Genomic DNA, 15,403 nt, shown 5'->3' with positions numbered 1-15,403 from the left:
CCGCCGGCGCCGCCCCCGCGCATGAGCGACATCGCCGCCCAGCTCGCCGCCGTCCAGGCCGAATACACCCGCCTGCCGGACGGCCTCCGCCGGCACGTCGAACGCGTCGCCGCCGAGGCGCGCGACCTCGCCGCCTGCTGGGATCTCGACCCCGCCCGCGTCGAACTCGCCGCCTGGGGCCACGACCTCTTCCGTGCCCACCCGCCGGCCGAACAGCTCCGCCTCGCCGCCGAGTGCGGCGTCCCGGTCACCGAGACCGACCGCCTCGAGCCCGTCCTCCTCCACGGCCCCATCGCCGCCGTCGTTCTCCGCGAACGCTTCGGCGTCACCGATGACGAGGCCCTCACCGCCGTCCGCGACCACACCCTCGGCGCCGCCGACATGCCCCTCATCGCCAAGGTCATCCTGCTCGCCGACAAGTTCGAACCCCGCAAGCGGAAGCGCGACCCGCTCCTCGGCGCCATCCGCCGGCTCGCCCGCCGCGACCTCGACACTGCCCTCCTCTGCTGGGCCGACTGGAAATGGGTCGAAGAGCGCACCCACGGCTGGCCGAGCCATCCCGCTCACTGGCACGCCCGCCGCCGCTGGGTCGAAGAGCACCACCTCGACCGCGCCATGCCGCCCATCCTCCCCCTCGACCCCGCCGACCCCGATTTCGCGCCGGCCGAATAGCCGCCACCGCACGGCAGGATCAGGGTTTTCTCCCCACACTTCACGGGAACGCCACCCGCGCATCGGTGACTCCCCGATGCGGAGCCGCGAGCCCCATCGCTACCTTCGGAGCACTACCGCCCGGAGCACCGCATGGGGAACCTGCAGTCGTCGCCACTCGGTCCATGGCTCGAACGCTGGAACGCGCTCCCGCGCAGCCGCCAGCTGATGCTCGCCGCAGTCGGCATCGGCGGCCTCGTCCTCGTCTGGTTGCTCTTCCTCTCCTCCTCGAGCCCGAAGATGGTCACCGCCTACTCCGGCCTCGCCCCGGAGGACAGCGCCGCCATGGCCGACGAGCTCGAATCGCTCGGCATCCCCTACGAACTGCGCGCCGGCGGCTCCGCCATCGCCGTCCCCGCCAACAAAGTCGCCGAGGTGCGCATCAAGCTCGCCCAGGCCGGCCTCCCCTCCGGCGGCGCCGTCGGCCTCGAAATCTTCGACAAGACCAACTTCGGCGCCACCGATTTCGTCCAGCAGGTCAACTTCCGCCGCGGCCTCGAAGGCGAACTCGCCCGCTCCATCAACACCCTCGATGCCGTCAAAGCCTCCCGCGTCCACATCTCCATCCCCAAGCAGGCCGTCTTCAAAGAAGACCAGCACGAAGCGACCGCCAGCGTCCTCCTCCAGCTGAAGCCCGGCGCCCGCCTCACCGACGAGCAGGTGAAAGGCATCACCAACCTCGTCGCCAACTCCGTCGAAGGCCTCAGCGAAAAGGGCATCACCATCATCGACGACTCCGGCCGCGTTCTCTTCGACGGCGCGACCTTTGGCGGCAGCTTCTCCGCCGGCGCCACCGCGACCCAGCTCGAACTCCAGCGCCAGTACGAACTCGCCCTCCAGCGCGACGTCGCCGATGTCCTCGCCCGCATCGTCGGCCCGGGCCGCTCCGCCGTCACCATCCGCGCCAGCCTCAACTTCGACCAGGTCACCCAGGTCAAAGACGAATACGGCACGCCCCAGCAGGCCGTCCCCCGCTCGCAAACGACCGTCGAGGAGACCTTCACCGGCACGAACCTCAACGTCGGCAACGTCCCCGGCACCGGCGCGAACGGCGGCACCGGCGGCGGCGCCAACACCACCGCCAACGGCAACTCGCAGTATTCCCGCACCGAGACGACCACCAACAACGAAATCCCGAAGACCTCCTCCACCACCATCCAGGCGCCCGGCAAGCTCCAGCGGCTCAGTGTCTCCGTCGTCCTCGATGAGAGCGTCACCGCCGCGCAGGAGGCCGCCATCACGAGCGCCGTCGCCGCCGCCGTCGGCCTCGACCAGGTCCGCGGCGACATCCTCAGCGTCACCCGCCTGCCCTTCGACGAAAGCGCCCGGACCGACCTCATCGGCGAGACGCCGGGCGGCCTCGCCGCCTACTTCGAATACCTCAAGCTCGTCATCCCGATCCTCGCCGTCATCCTCGCCTTCGTCCTCGTCATGCTGCTCCTCCGCTCGCTCTCGAAGCGGCAGCTCCGCCTGCCCGCGCCGGTCATGGCGCAGGCGCTCCCCGCCGGCGCGGCCGCCGCCCTCGCCGCCCTGCCCAGCGCTGCGCCACAGGAGGACCTCCCCGTCCTCGAAACGCCGCCCGACCCCCACGAGGAGCGCGTCCTCCGCCTCGCCGAGGCCAACCCCCGCGCCGTCGCCGACGTCGTCCAAACCTGGATGAGGGAAGAGTAACGGGCCATGGTCGCCAAGGATGAGAAGCTCAAGGGCCGCCGCAAAGCCGCAGCGCTCCTCATCACCCTCGGCAAGGAGCGCTCCGCCGAGGTCCTGCGCCATCTCTCGGACGAGGACATCGAGCGCCTGACCTGGGAGATCTCCGCCATGGGCGAGCTCCTCCCCGAGCAGCGCAAAGAGGTCGTCGAGGAGTTCGAAGAAGCCGCCGTCGCCCGCAACGTCATCTCGCTCGGCGGCCTCGATTACGCCGAAGAGCTCCTCCGCCTCGCCCTCGGCGAAGAGAAGGCCGCCGAGCTCATCGACCGGCTCTCCGCCACCTCCCCGACCGTCCCCTTCGGCTTCCTCCGCCACCTCAACGTCCAGCAGCTCGTCAACTTCCTCGCCCAGGAGCACCCCCAGACCATCGCGCTCCTGACCTCGTTCCTCCAGCCCGACAAAGCCGCGCAAGTGCTCGCCGGGCTCGAGCCCGAACTCGCCGCGGATGTCGCCCGCCGCATCGCCCTCATGGACCGCGCCAACCCGGAGATCGTCAACGAAGTCGAGGCCGTCCTCCGCCGCAAGCTCAGCGCCGTCCTCCAGCCCTCCCGCCAGTCCCAGTCGGTCGGCGGCATCGAAGTCCTCGTCCAGGTCCTCAAACAGTCCTCCCGCATGACGGAGAAGACCATCATCGAGGCCCTCGAAGAGAACGAGCCCGAGCTCGCCGAGCAGATCAAGAAGCGCATGTTCGTGTTCGAGAACATCGCCACGCTCGACGACCGCTCCATCCAGCGCATCCTCCGCGAAGTCGAAGTCCGCGACCTCGCCCTCGCCCTCAAGGCCACCTCCGACGCCGTCAAAGAGTGCATCCTCCGCAACATGTCCCAGCGCGCCGCCCAGATGCTGCGCGAGGACATGGAGGCCTCCGGCCCCGTCCGCCTCCGCCAGGTCGAAGAAGCCCAGCAGCGCATCGTCGAAGTCATCCGCCGGCTCGACGAGGCCGAAGAGATCGTGATCTCCCGCGGAGGCGACGATGAACTGGTCGGCTAGGCCGCCCCGCGTCATCCGCTCCGCCCGCGCCCGCGCCGAGAGCGAGGTCTTCGTCGTCGGCGCAAGCTCCCCGGCCGTGCCGCTCGATGCGCCGGTCGCCACCGCCGCCGAGGTCATCGCCGCCGCCGAGGCCCGCGCCGCCGAGATCATCGCCGCTGCCGAGGCCGAAGCCGCGCGCATCCGGGCAAGCGCCGCCGCCGAGGTCGCCGCCGCCGCCGGGGCCGCTGCGGAGCAGGGCTACCAGGACGGGCTCGCCCGCGCCGCCGCCGAGGCCCGCGACCTCCTCGAACTCCTCCGCGCCGCCGCCCGCGAAGGCCGCGCCATCCGCGACCAAATCGCCGCCTCCGCCTCCGGCCTCCTCGCCGAAGCCGTCATCCTCGCCGTCCGCCGCATCGTCGGCCTCGCCTACCAGGCGGACCCGGCCCTCACCGCCGCAGCCTGCGAAGAGGCCGTCCGGGCCGCCGCCGGGCAGGAGCTGCTCAGCATCCGCGTCAACCCTGCGGTCGAAGCCGGGGTCACGGCCGCCCTCGGCGAACTCGGCGCCTACGTCCGCCCCGACGCGGCCATCGAGGTCGGCGGCTGCATCGTCGACCTCCGCAACGGCACGATCGACGCCACCCTCGATGCCCGGCTCGACCTCGCCGAGCTCGCCATCCGCCGCGCGGCCGGGGGCGAACCGTGACGGCCGCCCTCGAATCCGTCATCCGCGCCGTCGCGGGCGCCAGCCTCTACCGCCGCACCGGCACGCTCCTCCACAGCAGCGGCGAGATGGCCGCCGCGGCCGGCATCAACCTCCAGCCCGGCGAACTCGTCTTCATCGAAACGCCCTCCGGCGCGCCCGTCGCCGCCGAGGCCGCCGGATCCGCGCCCGGCATCGCCCACCTCGCCCTCCTCGAACGCGCCGTCCTGCCTGCCGGCGCGCGCGTCTACGCGGCCGGCACCCCGCCGCTCGCCCCCGTCGGCCGCGCCCTCCTCGGCCGCATCCTCGACGGCCTCGGCCGGCCGATCGACGGCGGCGAGCCCCCGGCGGGCGTCCGCTGGGTCGCCGCCTCCGCCGAGCCGCCCCACCCGCTCGACCGCGAGCCGATCGCCCGCCCGCTCCCCAGCGGTGTCCGCGCCGTCGATGGCTTCCTCACCCTCGGCCGCGGCCAGCGCGTCGGCATCTTCGCCGGCTCCGGCGTCGGCAAGAGCACCCTCCTCGGCATGCTCGCGCGCGGCACCCGCGCCGATGTCACCGTCATCGCCCTCATCGGCGAGCGCGGCCGCGAAGTCCGCGACTTCATCGAGCACGACCTCGGCCGCGAAGCCCTCCGCCACTGCGTCGTCGTCGCCTCAACTGGCGACAACCCGGCCGCGATGCGCATCTGCGCCGCCCGGGCCGCCACCGCCATCGCCGAAGGCTTCCGCGACGAAGGCGCCGATGTCCTCCTCCTCTTCGACAGCCTCACCCGCGTCGCCATGGCCCGCCGCGAAATCGGCCTCGCCGCAGGCGAGCCGCCGACCGCCCGCGGCTACCCGCCCTCCGTCTTCTCCATGCTCCCCCACCTCATGGAGCGCGCCGGCCCCGGCGCCCGCGGCTCCATCACCGCCATCTACACCGTCCTCGTCGACGGCGAAGACATGGACGAGCCCATCGCCGACCTCGCGCGCGCCACGCTCGACGGCCACATCGTCCTCCGCCGCGCCCTCGCCTCGGCCGGCCACTACCCGCCAATCGACGTCCTCCAGAGCGTCTCCCGCCTCATGGACCGGGTCGCGAGCCCCGCCCACCGCGAGGCTGCCCGCCGCCTCCGCCAGCTCCTCGCCGCCTACGAAGACGCCCGCGACCTCGTCGCCATCGGCGCCTACGCCCGCGGCGCCGACCCGCTCGTCGACCGCGCCCTCGAACTCCTGCCCGCCATCAACGCCTTCCTCCGCCAGCGCGCCGACGAGTGCCCCTCGTTCGATGAGGCGCTCGCGGGCCTGTTCGCCATCGACCCCGAATTCGCGGCCCCCGCGGATGCGCCGGCCGACCCGGCATTCCGCGACATCGACCCTGAGGAGGTGACCGGTGAGCCTGTCATCGAAGCGGCTGAAGCGCTTGATCCGGCAGCGTGAGCTCGCCGAGCTCGTCCAGCGCCGCGAGCTCGCCGAGGCGATCGCCCTCCGCGAGCGCCGCGCGGCCGCCCTCGCCGAGGCCTGCGCCAGCCGCGAGCACCTCTTCGCCGTCGAACCCCACGCCGGGCCGCTCGATATCGCCGATGCCCTCGCCGGCGCGGCCTACCTCCGCCGCCTCGAGCGCGACATCGCCGCCCGCGAAGCCGCCCTCGCCCATTCCGACGAGGACGTCGCCGAGGAGCGCGCCGTGCTGATGGAGCGCCGCCGCGACCGGCGCGCCCTCGAACTCCTGCTCGAACGCCGCCAGGCCGAAGAGCGGCTCGCGCGCGCCCGCGCCGCCGCCCGCCAGCTCGATGACCTCGTCGCCGCCCGCTGGCGGAGCCAGCCCATCCCCACGGAGGACCCCGCATGAACCCCATCGCCGACCGCGGCATCGCCCAGGTCACCGCCTGGCTCGCCGGCCTCGGCCGCCGCCAGGGCGCCATCGCCAACAACATCGCCAACATCGATACCCCCGGCTACGTCCGCCAGGACGTCACCTTCGAAACCGAACTCCAGCGCGCCTTCGGCCGCCAGTCCGGCCAGCTCGCCGTCACCGACCCGCGCCACATCGCCGCGCCCTCCCGGCGCACCGGCCAGCTCGGCCTCGACCCGCAGCAGCTCCTCGCCACCAGCCGGCTCGACGCCAACACCGTCGACGTCGACCAGGAGATGGTCCTCCTCGCCGAGACGCAGATGCGCTACCAGGCCGCCGCCAGCGTCCTCTCCCGCAAGCTCAACAACATCCGCACCGCCATCACGGGCTAAGGAGCCTCGCCATGAGCCTCATCCGCGCCATCGCCTCCACCGCCTCCGGCCTCGCCGCCCAGCGCGTCCGCATGGACGTCGTCGCCAACAACGTCGCCAACATCGACACGACCGCCACGCCCGAGGGCGGCCCCTACCAGCGCCGCGTCGTCCGCTTCGCCTCCGGCGACCCGGCCCTCCCCTTCTCCGGCGTCATCCGCAAGTTCCTCGGCGGCGGCTCCACCGGCGTCGTCCTCACCCAGGTCGCCGTCGATGCCGAGACCCCCGGCCGCACGGTCTACGACCCCTCGCACCCCGACGCCGACCCTGAGACCGGCTACCTCCAGATGCCCAACGTCGACCTCGTCCAGGAGATGACCGACCTCACCTCCGCCAACCGCTCCTACCAGGCCAACGTCACCGTCCTGAACGCCATGAAGCAGATGGCGCTCCGCGCCCTCGATATCACCAGCAGATAGTCCGCTCAGGGGTTTCCCCGCCCCCAATCCGCGCTCCCCGGAGGTTCCCGTGGACATCGCACCGATTCAGAGCCAGCTCCCCCTCGCCCAGACTGGGTCGAAGACGGCCGCTCCGGCCGCCGGGTTCGCCGACCTCCTCGGCCGCGCGCTCGGCCAGCTCCAGGCCATCAGCGATACCGCCGACCAGAAGGTCAACGCCCTCGCGACCGGCCAGGACGTCGAACTCCACGACGTCATGCTCGCCGTCGAAGCCGAAAGCCTGGCGATCTCCCTCGCCACGCAGGTTCGAACGAAGGCCGTCGAGGCCTACCAGGAAATCTTCCGGATGCAGATCTGATGGGACTCGTCGTCGAACTCCCGCCAGCCTCCCTCGAAACCCCCGGGCTCGCCGCCGCAGCCGGCGATGGCCAGGCGCCCCCCGCCGACCTCTTCGCCGGGCTGCTCGCCGCGCTCGAACCCGCCCCCGCCGGGGGCGAAGCGCCGCTCCCGGCCATGCCGCCGCTCCCGAAGCGCGCCCCGGCCGCGGATGCCGCCGGGCTCCTCCCCGCGCTCTTCCTCGCGGTTCCGCTGGCGGCGGCCCCGGCCCCCGGCTTCCCCGTCCCGGCCGCCTTTACGTCCCGCACCGGCGCCGGCGCGGGCGAGGCCCCCGCTCTGGACCCGCTCGCCAGCCCGCCCATCGGCCTGGCCCAGGCCGAGCTGGACCCGGCGCCGCTCCCGCCTGCAGAGGGCGTCGAAGGGGCGCTGGCTGCCGGCCCTGAAGCCGAAACCCCGGCCCCCGGGCCGACCGCTGAGCCCGCTGCGACGGCCGGCGATGCGGCGGCCGCGCCGGCCGAACGCCCCGCCCTGGACGGTTCCGCTGAAGCGAACGGGGCTGAGCCGCCCGGTGCGCCGGCCGAAGCGCCAGCCGCCGAACCTGCCGCTGCCGAGGGCGTGGTCCGCTCCGCCGGGAACGCCCCCGCCGGCCTCGAAGCCCCGCTTCCGGCCGGCGCCGCAGTGCGCGCGGAGCGGCGGCCCGCCGGCGAACGCCCCCTCCCCCGCGCCGCCGAACCGGCCATCCAGCACGCCGCCCCGGCCTCCGCCGTCGCCCAGCTCCGCGAGGCCCCGGCCCCCGCGCCGGCCGCCGCCGCAGCAGAGCCAGCGCCTGTTGCCGAACCGCCGCCTGCCGCCATCGAGAACCTCGACGCCGTCGCCACCGCCGTCATCGAACGCGTCGAAGCCGGCGGCGGCGAGGCCCGCATCCACCTCGAGCCCGCCGGCCTCGGCGAAATCACCATCCGCCTCCACGCCCGCCACGACGCCGTCCACGTCGACGTCCACGCCGAGACCCCCGAGGCCGTGCAGCTCCTCCGCGACGCGGCCGCCGACCTCTCCTCGCTCCTCGGCCAGCGCGGCATGAACCTCGCCGGGCTCAACGTCGGCCTCGGCACCCGCCAGGGTGAATCCGGCGGCTGGGCCGACCAGCGGCCCCGGTCTGCCGCCCCCCGCGACGGCGAGTTCGCCGCCATCCTCGGCATCGAGGACCCGGCCGCCGCCGCCCGCCACCAGCGCCTGCGCGCCGCCTACAACCCCGACGGCTCGCTCCTCTACCGCGTCTAGGAGGCCCGCCCCATGGCAGGACTGCAGGTCGACCCCGTCACCGGCCTCAAGAACGCCACCTACACGCCCTCGACCGGCGCGCCCTCCAACGAGCTCGGCCAGGTCGACTTCATGAAGCTCATCATCGCTCAGATGCGGAACCAGAACCCGCTCGAGCCCCAGAAGGACTCCGACTGGATGGCCCAGATGGCCCAGTTCGAAGCCCTCAACCAGATGCGCGCCGTCGCCTCCGGCATGAAGGCCCTCCAGGGCCTCACCGAACTCACGAGCGCCGCCGGCCTCATCGGCAAGACCGTGACCGGCAAGCAGGTCGACGCCATCGCCGTCACCCGCGACCTCGTCGCCCGCGAGAAGTACGGCCGCCCCTTCGCCAAACTCACCTCGCTCGAACGCGTCGCCGTCAACGAAGACGAGCGCGTCGTGGCTGCCGCTGCCGACCTCCCCAACGCCGGCCGCGAAGTCACCGGCGTCGTCGAGAAGGTCGTCATGGACGCCTCCGGCATCCCCTTCCTCTACGTCGGCGGCAAAGTCGTCGACCTCTTCACCGTCGCTCAGGTGCAGCAGCCGTGATCGACCGCACCGCCGCCATCGGCCCCGCCGCCGCGCCGGCGCCCCGGCCGCAGCCGGCCGCTCCCCCCGCCCCGGCGGGCGCCGCATTCGGCGACCTCCTCCAGCGCGCGAGCGCCCGCCTCACGCTCTCGAACCACGCAGCGAAGCGCATCGAGCGCCGCGACCTCGGCCTCGATGCCCCGAAGCTCCAGCGCCTCGACGCGGCCATCGACCGGGCCGCCAGCAAGGGCGCCCGCAGCACCGTCGTCATGCTCGACAACCTCGCCGTCATCGTCGATGTCCCCGGCCGCACGGTCGTGACCGCCCTCGACACCACCCGCGGAAAGGAGAACGTCTTCACGAACATCGATTCCGTCGTCATCGCCTAGGCAGTACCGGGCCGGTCCGCGCGTCGGAGGCCCGATCCCGCACCACCACCCACCTCAACCCCGGTAGCGAAAGGATCGAGTACCCACCATGATGCGAGCCCTCTTCTCCGCCATCTCCGGCATGAAGAACCACATGGCCTTCATGGACGTCGTCGGCAACAACATCGCCAACGTCAACACCATCGCCTTCAAGTCCTCCCGCGTCACGTTCCAGGACATCCTCGGCCAGACCGTCAAGGGCGCGAGCAGCCCCCAGGCCGGCCGCGGCGGCACCAACCCCGCCCAGGTCGGCCTGGGCATGCAGCTCGGCGGCATCGACAACATCATGACCCAGGGCTCCCTCCAGAGCACCGGCAAACTCACCGACTTCGCCATCCAGGGCGACGGCTTCTTCGTCGTCTCCGACGGCACCCGCAACTTTTACACCCGCGACGGCGCCTTCGACATCGACGTCGCCGGCAACCTCGTCAACCCCGTCACCGGCCTCAAGGTCATGGGCTGGCGCGCCAACGCGATGGGCGTCGTCGATACCGACGGCCCGCTCGTGCCGCTCTCCATCCCGTTCGGCACCCGCATCAGCGCCCGCGCCACCAGCCAGGTCGTGATGGCCGGCAACCTCGACGCCGGCACCCCCACCTACAACGCCGGCCCGCCCGCCACCGGCCTCGTCGGCTCCACCCTCACCGTCTACGACTCGCTGGGCAACGCCATCACCCTCAAGCTCGAGTTCCGCAAGAACGCCGCCGCCAACACGTGGGACGTCTTCGCCTTCTACGACGACGACGCGAACAACTCCACTCCCGACGTCCAGGTCACCCCGACGCCGGCCCAGCTCGTCTTCGACAACTCCAACGGCACGCTGCAGACCCCCGCGAACGGCCTGCTCAACTTCTCCCTCGCCACCCTGCCGAGCGACGCCCTGACGCCGCTCGCCTTCGATATCGACTTCTCGTCGCTCACCCAGTTCGCCGGCCAGAGCCAGCTCAACGTCTCCAGCCAGGACGGCGCCCCCGCCGGCGCCCTCGTCTCCTTCGCCGTCGGCTCGACCGGCGAAATCACCGGCATCTACTCCAACGGCGCCAACCAGGTCATCGGCCAGCTCGCGCTCGCCAGCTTCGTCAACTCCGGCGGCCTCCAGCGCATGGGCCAGAACCTCTGGTCGCCCAGCTCCAACTCCGGCGAACCGATCATCGGCGCGCCGAACACCAACGGCCGCGGCTCCGTCAGCACCGGCACCCTCGAGTCCTCCAACGTCGACCTCGCCCAGCAGTTCACCAGCGTCATCCTCGCCCAGCGCGGCTTCCAGTCCTCCTCCCGCGTCATCACCGCCGGCGACCAGATGCTGCAGGACCTCGTCAACATCATCCGCTAACCCTCGTTCCAGCCGGGGGCGGGCAGCCTCCCCCGCCCCCGGCCACCCCCACGCCATGCGCCACTCCTCCCTCGGCCGCTTCAACCGCTTCGCCAGCCTCGCCGTCCTCCCGGTGATGCTCCTGGCGATTCTCGCGTTTTCGCGGCAGGCCCAGCGCCAGCCCGCCGTGCCCGCTCCCGCCGAGGGCATCCTCGCCGTCGCCAGCCTCCGCAGCGGCCAGCTCACGCTCTTCGACCTCGCCCGCGGCGAAACCCGCACCCTCGCCCTCCCGGCAGCGCCCCACGAGCTGGAAGTCCGCGCCGGCCGTCTCTACGCCACGCTCACCCGCGCCGATGCGCTCGTCGAACTCGACCCGCGCGCCCCCGGCATCCTCCGCCGCGTGGTCCTCCCCGGCCGGCCCCACGGCCTCGCCCTCGACCCGGCGGCTGGCGTCCTCTACGTCACGCTCGACGACGCGAACGCGCTCGTCGCGCTCGATGCCGCCTCCCTCGCCGAAATCGCGCGCTGGCCGACCGGCGAAACCCCCCACGCCGTCGCCCTCGCCGGCGGCGTCCCCCACGTCGCCGCCGCCCGCGCGGGCCGCGTCGAAGCGGTTCGGCCATCCGGCGGTGCGGCCGCCGAGGCCGGCCGCCTCCCGGAAAGCCTCGCTGCTGCCGATGGGCTCCTGCTCGCCGCCGACTACCTCGGCGGCACCCTCTCCCTGTTCGAACCGGTCACCCTCGAGCCGCGCGGCGCCATCCCCCTCGGGGGCGGCCCGGTCCGCATCCTCGACCTCGGGGACGGGACCGCCGCCGTCGCGCTGCAGGAAGCCGGCCAGGTCGCCGTCGTCGACCTCGCCCGCCGCGAGGTCGTCCGCCGCCTCGACGTCACGCCCCGGCCCGACGGCCTCTGCCGCTCGCCCTCCGGCCGCTACCTCGCCGTTGCTTCGAACGGCGCCGGCACCGTCACGGTCTTCGACACCGCCACGTGGCGCATCGCAGCCCGCTACACGGTGCCCGAAGGCCCCGGCGCCTGCGCCTGGCTCGCCGATTGACCGCCTGGCCGCCGCGGGCGCACCATGGCCCCTATCCACCGTGCGGTGATGGGGATGATCGTCGGCCAGCGCTGCCGGCTCGGCGGCCGCTTCTCGAAATGCTCCGAGCTCGCCGAAGAGACCTGCCAGTACTGCGGCCGGCCGTTCTGCGCCCGCCACACCTACTACCGCGAAGGCCACGAAGCCGTCTGCACCGCCAGCCGCTGCCGCGCCAAGCGCGATGACCTCGTCGCCTACCAGGCCTACCGCGCCGCCGTGGCCGCCCGCAACCGGGCCGGCCTCTGCGGCATCGAGGGCTGCGGCCCGCACCCGGCCCACGAATGCTCGCTCTGCCGCGGCCACTTCTGCGGCGACCACATCCGCGAGCGCATGTACCCCTTCCGCCAGGGCTGGGTCACCATCGAGCGCCCCGCTTCCGTCTGCGCCCGCTGCTGGGAACGCCGCAAAATCTGGCTCGGCGCCTGAACTCGGGCCTGCCCCGCCCCCGTGCTACCATCAACACGATGTCCACCGCCGGCGGCCCGGCTCCCGTCCTCGAAGGCGACCTCCTCGACGGCCGCCCGCTTCCCGCGCCCGACGAAGTCATCCTCCGCATGCGCCAGGCCATCGCCGGCGGCCAGCACTGGTTCGAAGCCCTGCTCGACGCCGTCGCCCGCTGGCGCATCCCCGAGGAGGTCGTCGCCGGCCGCCGCTACCGCTACCTCATCGCCGGCGAAGCGTTCGACTGGCTCCTCCTCGCTGAGCGCCTCCTCGATGAGGCGGCCGACCTCGTCCCGGCGGCCGCGCGCGACGCCCTCCTCTGGCAAAACCGCTGGCCCGCCGATATCGACATCGACGACGGCGAGTTCGCCCGCCGCATCGGCCCTGCCAAGCACAGCGCCCACCTGAACTACCTCTACGGCGTGCTCGTCGAAGAAGCCCTCCAGCTCTCCGTCGAAGAAGAGATCCACAAGGAGGTCCGGAGCCGCGTCTGGGGCTTCGACGAGCGGGTCGACGAGACCATGTACCAGCGCATCTACGGCAAGTCGCGCGATGAGCTGCTCGCCCTCCACTACCAGGAGACGGGCAGTCTCCTCACCGGCGACGTCGCCCTCGACGACTGGAAGGCGTTCACTTACTGGCTCTTCAAGCGCCGCCTGAAATCGCAGGACCGCGCCCGCGTCGCCAGCGACACGCGCAAGGGCCTCGCCCAGCTCACGCGGATGGAGCTCGCGGTGAGCGAGCGGCGGTTCGGCGCCCGGCTCGACGACGCCGACTTCGCCGCCCGCTACTCTGCCTGAGGCCGCACCCCCGTCCGGCTACCGCCCCTGCCAGTTCGGGGCTCGCTTCTCTGCGAACGCCCGCGGTCCCTCGAGCGCGTCCTCGCTCGTCCGCCGCCGCATCTCCCACTCGTACCGCTGCGCCCCCGCCTCCTCGAGGCTCAGGTGCAGGCCGCGCATCGCGGCTTCCTTCGTCGCCCGCACCGAGAGCGGCGCGCACGCGAGGATGTCCTCCACCCACCGCTCGACCGCGCCGTCCAGTTCGTGCAGCGGCACGACCTCGTTCACGAGCCCCAGCTCTGCGGCCCGCTTCGCCGGGATGTGCCGGCCCGTGAGCATGTAGCCCATCGCGATCTTGAGCGGCAGCTGCCGCGGCAGCCGGTGGACGCCCATCGCGCCGGCGATGAGCCCCCGCCGCGGCTCGGGAAGCCCCAGCTCCGCGTGCTCCGCCGCCACGATGATGTCGCAGGCGAGCGCCATTTCGAGCCCGCCCCCGAGCGCGAAGCCGTTCACCCGCGCGATGATCGGCTTGAACAGGTCGTACCGGTTCGTGATGCCGCCGAAGCCGCCCTTCGGCCATGCGAGGTTCGGCCGCTGCTCCTTCGGCAGCCGCGAGACCTCCGCCGTGTACTTCAGGTCGTTCCCCGCAGAGAACGCGCGGTCGCCCTCGCCCGTCAGCACCGCGATCCATGCGTCGTCGTCCGCCGCGAACTGGTCCCACGCCTGGTCCAGCTCATGGCTGGCCGGCGGGTGCAGCGCGTTCATCACCTCCGGCCGCGTGATCGTGATGGTCACGACGTGGCCCTTCTTCTCGTACCGGCAAAACTCCACGGGTCTCTCCTTCCGGGTCGGGGTGCCCCGCCATTCTGGCCGGTCGGGCGGCCGCCCGCAAAAGGTCCCTTAGCCGGCCTCCCGCTCATCGCCGGCGGGCGCGTAGGCCGGCTCATCTGCGGCGTCCGCCGGCAGGCCGGCGACCCGCCGCTCCATCAGCTCGAGCCCCCACGCGGCGGCGACCAGCGCCAGCCCTGCCCCGGCGACGATGGCGCCGTTCCGCGTCCCTGCCGAGACCCCTGCCTGGACGATCGCGCGGAGGTCGGACATGAACGGGTCGCTCCCGCCGAACTGCCCCGCGATAGCCCACGCCGCGAGGCTGAGGGCAGCGGCGCCGACACCCCCGAGCGCCGCCGCGGCAGCGGGCGCCCGCAGTCGGCTCCATCCCGTCGACAGCGCGGCGAGCAGCGCCGCGAGCACCGCCGTCGCCGCCGCCAGCACCGCCGCCGCCGCCCCCGCCCGCTCGTGCGTCGGCGCCGAAAGCTGGCCCGCCATCAGCTCCAGCAGCCCGTCGATCGAAAGCCGGTCGATCGACTGCGCGCCCGTCAGGTCGAACGCCCGCAGTCCCTCGGCGTAGACGAGCGCCGCCGAGCGGTCCAGCAGCATCGTCCGCAGCCCGGCATCGCTCGCGCCGCGCACCTCGCGCGCCTCCAGCGCGATCGGCAGCGGGTAGCCCGGCAGCTCGAGCACGCCCTCCTGCCGCGCCGCCGCCTCCCGCAGTTCCGGCCCCTCTTCTGCGAGGAACCGGTCGACCTCCGTCAGGCTCGCGATCGCGCTCCGCAGCATCGGCAGCGCCGTCGCCTCGCCCGTCACCTGCCACGCGCTCACGCTCAGCACCATCCCAAAGGCAGCGAGCGCGAGCAGCACCGCGACCAGCGACCGGCGACCCTCGCCGGGCGCGGCCACCTCCGCGAACAGCCGCTCCCGCACCTGCGGCTCCGCGCCGAACGCGTCCGGGCCCCGCCCGCTCACACCAGCCGCACCACGATCGTGCCGGCCAGCCGGTCGTGCAGCGTCCGCCGGTGCCGGTCGAACGCTGCCCACAGGATGCCCAACGCCGCCAGCACGAACGCAATCGCGAGCGCCGCCCCCGCCAGCAGCGTCGATTCCCGCAGCGCGTACGCCGCCACGATGCCCGCGCCTGCGAGCAGGACATAAAACAGCTGGCCGATGACCCGCGCCATCGCCCCCAGCACGCCCAGCGGCCGCCCGTCCGACCGCACCACCATCAGCTGCATCACCGCCGCGCCGACCGTCTGCCCCTTCCACGCGAGCCCGATGAAGAAGTACAGCAGCAGCGCCACCGGGATGAGCCCGACGCACACCCAGAAGGCTGAAAGCGCCGTCGACGACGGCTCGACCCGCTCGAAATCCGACGAAATCAGCACGATGAGCGACCCCGCCGTCACGAACAGCGAGGCGATGATGAACAGCACGAGCACGTCCAGCGCCCCGGCTGCGACGCGCGATTCGAACGAGGCGTAGTGGAGCCGGTAGGCTGGCCGCCGGCCCTCGCCGCGGGTGTCCATCGTCGCTTCCGCGCCCATCCCCGCCAGTCTACGACGGCCCGGGTAAGGCGGTAGCGCCTTCACCCTGCCTCCCCG

At 72.9% G+C, this 15,403-nt stretch carries 19 protein-coding genes; 16 read left to right on the top strand and 3 right to left on the bottom strand.

The window, feature by feature from the left end:
* Positions 1-21: 21 nt before the first annotated feature.
* The 16 genes from yqeK to N2041_RS01465 all read left to right on the top strand — a co-directional run bounded on the left by yqeK (position 22) and on the right by N2041_RS01465 (position 12,989).
* A complete protein-coding gene (yqeK, locus tag N2041_RS01540; protein WP_297675132.1) occupies positions 22-672 on the top strand; it encodes a bis(5'-nucleosyl)-tetraphosphatase (symmetrical) YqeK in 651 nt (216 codons plus the stop codon).
* A gap of 132 nt (positions 673-804) precedes the next feature.
* A complete protein-coding gene (gene fliF, locus N2041_RS01535; RefSeq protein ID WP_297675130.1) occupies positions 805-2,382 on the top strand; it encodes a flagellar basal-body MS-ring/collar protein FliF in 1,578 nt (525 codons plus the stop codon).
* Between the two features lie 6 nt (positions 2,383-2,388).
* Positions 2,389-3,408, top strand: a complete 1,020-nt coding sequence (gene fliG / locus N2041_RS01530; RefSeq protein WP_297675128.1) for a flagellar motor switch protein FliG — start codon at positions 2,389-2,391, stop codon at positions 3,406-3,408.
* Positions 3,392-4,090 (top strand): FliH/SctL family protein, encoded by a 699-nt coding sequence (locus tag N2041_RS01525; RefSeq protein ID WP_297675126.1) that lies wholly within the window; start codon positions 3,392-3,394, stop codon positions 4,088-4,090. The genes fliG and N2041_RS01525 overlap by 17 nt, the downstream gene beginning before the upstream one ends.
* A complete protein-coding gene (locus N2041_RS01520) occupies positions 4,087-5,505 on the top strand; it encodes a FliI/YscN family ATPase (protein WP_297675125.1) in 1,419 nt (472 codons plus the stop codon). Before N2041_RS01525 ends, N2041_RS01520 begins: the two co-directional genes overlap by 4 nt.
* Complete coding sequence (gene fliJ, locus N2041_RS01515; RefSeq protein WP_297675123.1) at positions 5,459-5,917, top strand: flagellar export protein FliJ; 459 nt, start codon at positions 5,459-5,461, stop codon at positions 5,915-5,917. Before N2041_RS01520 ends, fliJ begins: the two co-directional genes overlap by 47 nt.
* Positions 5,914-6,312: a flagellar basal body rod protein FlgB gene (gene flgB, locus N2041_RS01510; protein WP_297675122.1), complete on the top strand. Its 399-nt coding sequence runs from the start codon at positions 5,914-5,916 to the stop codon at positions 6,310-6,312. The genes fliJ and flgB overlap by 4 nt, the downstream gene beginning before the upstream one ends.
* An 11-nt stretch (positions 6,313-6,323) precedes the next feature.
* On the top strand, positions 6,324-6,770 hold the full coding sequence (gene flgC, locus N2041_RS01505) for a flagellar basal body rod protein FlgC (RefSeq protein ID WP_297675120.1): 447 nt from the start codon (positions 6,324-6,326) through the stop codon (positions 6,768-6,770).
* 49 nt (positions 6,771-6,819) lie between these two features.
* A complete protein-coding gene (gene fliE, locus N2041_RS01500; protein ID WP_297675118.1) occupies positions 6,820-7,107 on the top strand; it encodes a flagellar hook-basal body complex protein FliE in 288 nt (95 codons plus the stop codon).
* Entirely contained in the window at positions 7,107-8,366 is a 1,260-nt protein-coding gene (locus N2041_RS01495; RefSeq protein WP_297675116.1) for a flagellar hook-length control protein FliK, read from the top strand. The genes fliE and N2041_RS01495 overlap by 1 nt, the downstream gene beginning before the upstream one ends.
* A 12-nt stretch (positions 8,367-8,378) precedes the next feature.
* Complete coding sequence (locus N2041_RS01490; RefSeq protein WP_297675114.1) at positions 8,379-8,936, top strand: flagellar hook capping FlgD N-terminal domain-containing protein; 558 nt, start codon at positions 8,379-8,381, stop codon at positions 8,934-8,936.
* The gene (locus N2041_RS01485) at positions 8,933-9,304 is read left to right on the top strand and encodes a TIGR02530 family flagellar biosynthesis protein (RefSeq protein WP_297675111.1); all 372 of its coding nucleotides are present in this window, start codon (positions 8,933-8,935) and stop codon (positions 9,302-9,304) included. The genes N2041_RS01490 and N2041_RS01485 overlap by 4 nt, the downstream gene beginning before the upstream one ends.
* A gap of 88 nt (positions 9,305-9,392) precedes the next feature.
* On the top strand, positions 9,393-10,676 hold the full coding sequence (locus N2041_RS01480) for a flagellar hook protein FlgE (protein WP_297675109.1): 1,284 nt from the start codon (positions 9,393-9,395) through the stop codon (positions 10,674-10,676).
* Positions 10,677-10,731: 55 nt separating this feature from the next.
* Positions 10,732-11,709 carry a YncE family protein gene (locus N2041_RS01475; RefSeq protein ID WP_297675107.1) on the top strand — a complete coding sequence of 326 codons (978 nt, stop codon included), beginning with the start codon at positions 10,732-10,734 and terminating at the stop codon, positions 11,707-11,709.
* A gap of 48 nt (positions 11,710-11,757) precedes the next feature.
* A complete protein-coding gene (locus tag N2041_RS01470; protein WP_297675105.1) occupies positions 11,758-12,174 on the top strand; it encodes a hypothetical protein in 417 nt (138 codons plus the stop codon).
* A 38-nt stretch (positions 12,175-12,212) separates the two neighbouring features.
* Positions 12,213-12,989 carry a hypothetical protein gene (locus N2041_RS01465; protein ID WP_297675103.1) on the top strand — a complete coding sequence of 259 codons (777 nt, stop codon included), beginning with the start codon at positions 12,213-12,215 and terminating at the stop codon, positions 12,987-12,989.
* 18 nt (positions 12,990-13,007) lie between these two features.
* On the opposite strand, the gene N2041_RS01460 is transcribed toward N2041_RS01465, so the two are convergent.
* From N2041_RS01460 to N2041_RS01450, 3 genes are all read right to left on the bottom strand, one after another.
* Entirely contained in the window at positions 13,008-13,799 is a 792-nt protein-coding gene (locus N2041_RS01460; RefSeq protein WP_297675101.1) for an enoyl-CoA hydratase-related protein, read from the bottom strand.
* A gap of 69 nt (positions 13,800-13,868) precedes the next feature.
* The gene (locus N2041_RS01455) at positions 13,869-14,771 is read right to left on the bottom strand and encodes a hypothetical protein (RefSeq protein WP_297675099.1); all 903 of its coding nucleotides are present in this window, start codon (positions 14,769-14,771) and stop codon (positions 13,869-13,871) included.
* Complete coding sequence (locus N2041_RS01450; protein WP_297675097.1) at positions 14,768-15,346, bottom strand: RDD family protein; 579 nt, start codon at positions 15,344-15,346, stop codon at positions 14,768-14,770. Before N2041_RS01450 ends, N2041_RS01455 begins: the two co-directional genes overlap by 4 nt.
* Between the last annotated feature and the right edge of the window lie 57 nt (positions 15,347-15,403).

It is taken from the genome of Tepidiforma sp. (assembly GCF_026419595.1).
In the GTDB taxonomy this organism is placed as follows: Bacteria; Chloroflexota; Dehalococcoidia; order Tepidiformales; family Tepidiformaceae; genus Tepidiforma.
This window is presented reverse-complemented; position numbering and strand designations above follow the sequence as displayed.

Bases quoted from the DNA above. Each gene is read 5' to 3' on its own strand.
- yqeK (WP_297675132.1), top strand. From the start codon at position 22: ATGAGCGACATCGCCGCCCAGCTCGCCGCCGTCCAGGCCGAATACACC.
- fliF (WP_297675130.1), top strand. From the start codon at position 805: ATGGGGAACCTGCAGTCGTCGCCACTCGGTCCATGGCTCGAACGCTGG.
- fliG (WP_297675128.1), top strand. From the start codon at position 2,389: ATGGTCGCCAAGGATGAGAAGCTCAAGGGCCGCCGCAAAGCCGCAGCG.
- N2041_RS01525 (WP_297675126.1), top strand. From the start codon at position 3,392: ATGAACTGGTCGGCTAGGCCGCCCCGCGTCATCCGCTCCGCCCGCGCC.
- flgB (WP_297675122.1), top strand. From the start codon at position 5,914: ATGAACCCCATCGCCGACCGCGGCATCGCCCAGGTCACCGCCTGGCTC.
- flgC (WP_297675120.1), top strand. From the start codon at position 6,324: ATGAGCCTCATCCGCGCCATCGCCTCCACCGCCTCCGGCCTCGCCGCC.
- N2041_RS01495 (WP_297675116.1), top strand. From the start codon at position 7,107: ATGGGACTCGTCGTCGAACTCCCGCCAGCCTCCCTCGAAACCCCCGGG.
- N2041_RS01490 (WP_297675114.1), top strand. From the start codon at position 8,379: ATGGCAGGACTGCAGGTCGACCCCGTCACCGGCCTCAAGAACGCCACC.
- N2041_RS01480 (WP_297675109.1), top strand. From the start codon at position 9,393: ATGATGCGAGCCCTCTTCTCCGCCATCTCCGGCATGAAGAACCACATG.
- N2041_RS01475 (WP_297675107.1), top strand. From the start codon at position 10,732: ATGCGCCACTCCTCCCTCGGCCGCTTCAACCGCTTCGCCAGCCTCGCC.
- N2041_RS01470 (WP_297675105.1), top strand. From the start codon at position 11,758: ATGGGGATGATCGTCGGCCAGCGCTGCCGGCTCGGCGGCCGCTTCTCG.
- N2041_RS01465 (WP_297675103.1), top strand. From the start codon at position 12,213: ATGTCCACCGCCGGCGGCCCGGCTCCCGTCCTCGAAGGCGACCTCCTC.
- N2041_RS01450 (WP_297675097.1), bottom strand. From the start codon at position 15,346: ATGGGCGCGGAAGCGACGATGGACACCCGCGGCGAGGGCCGGCGGCCA.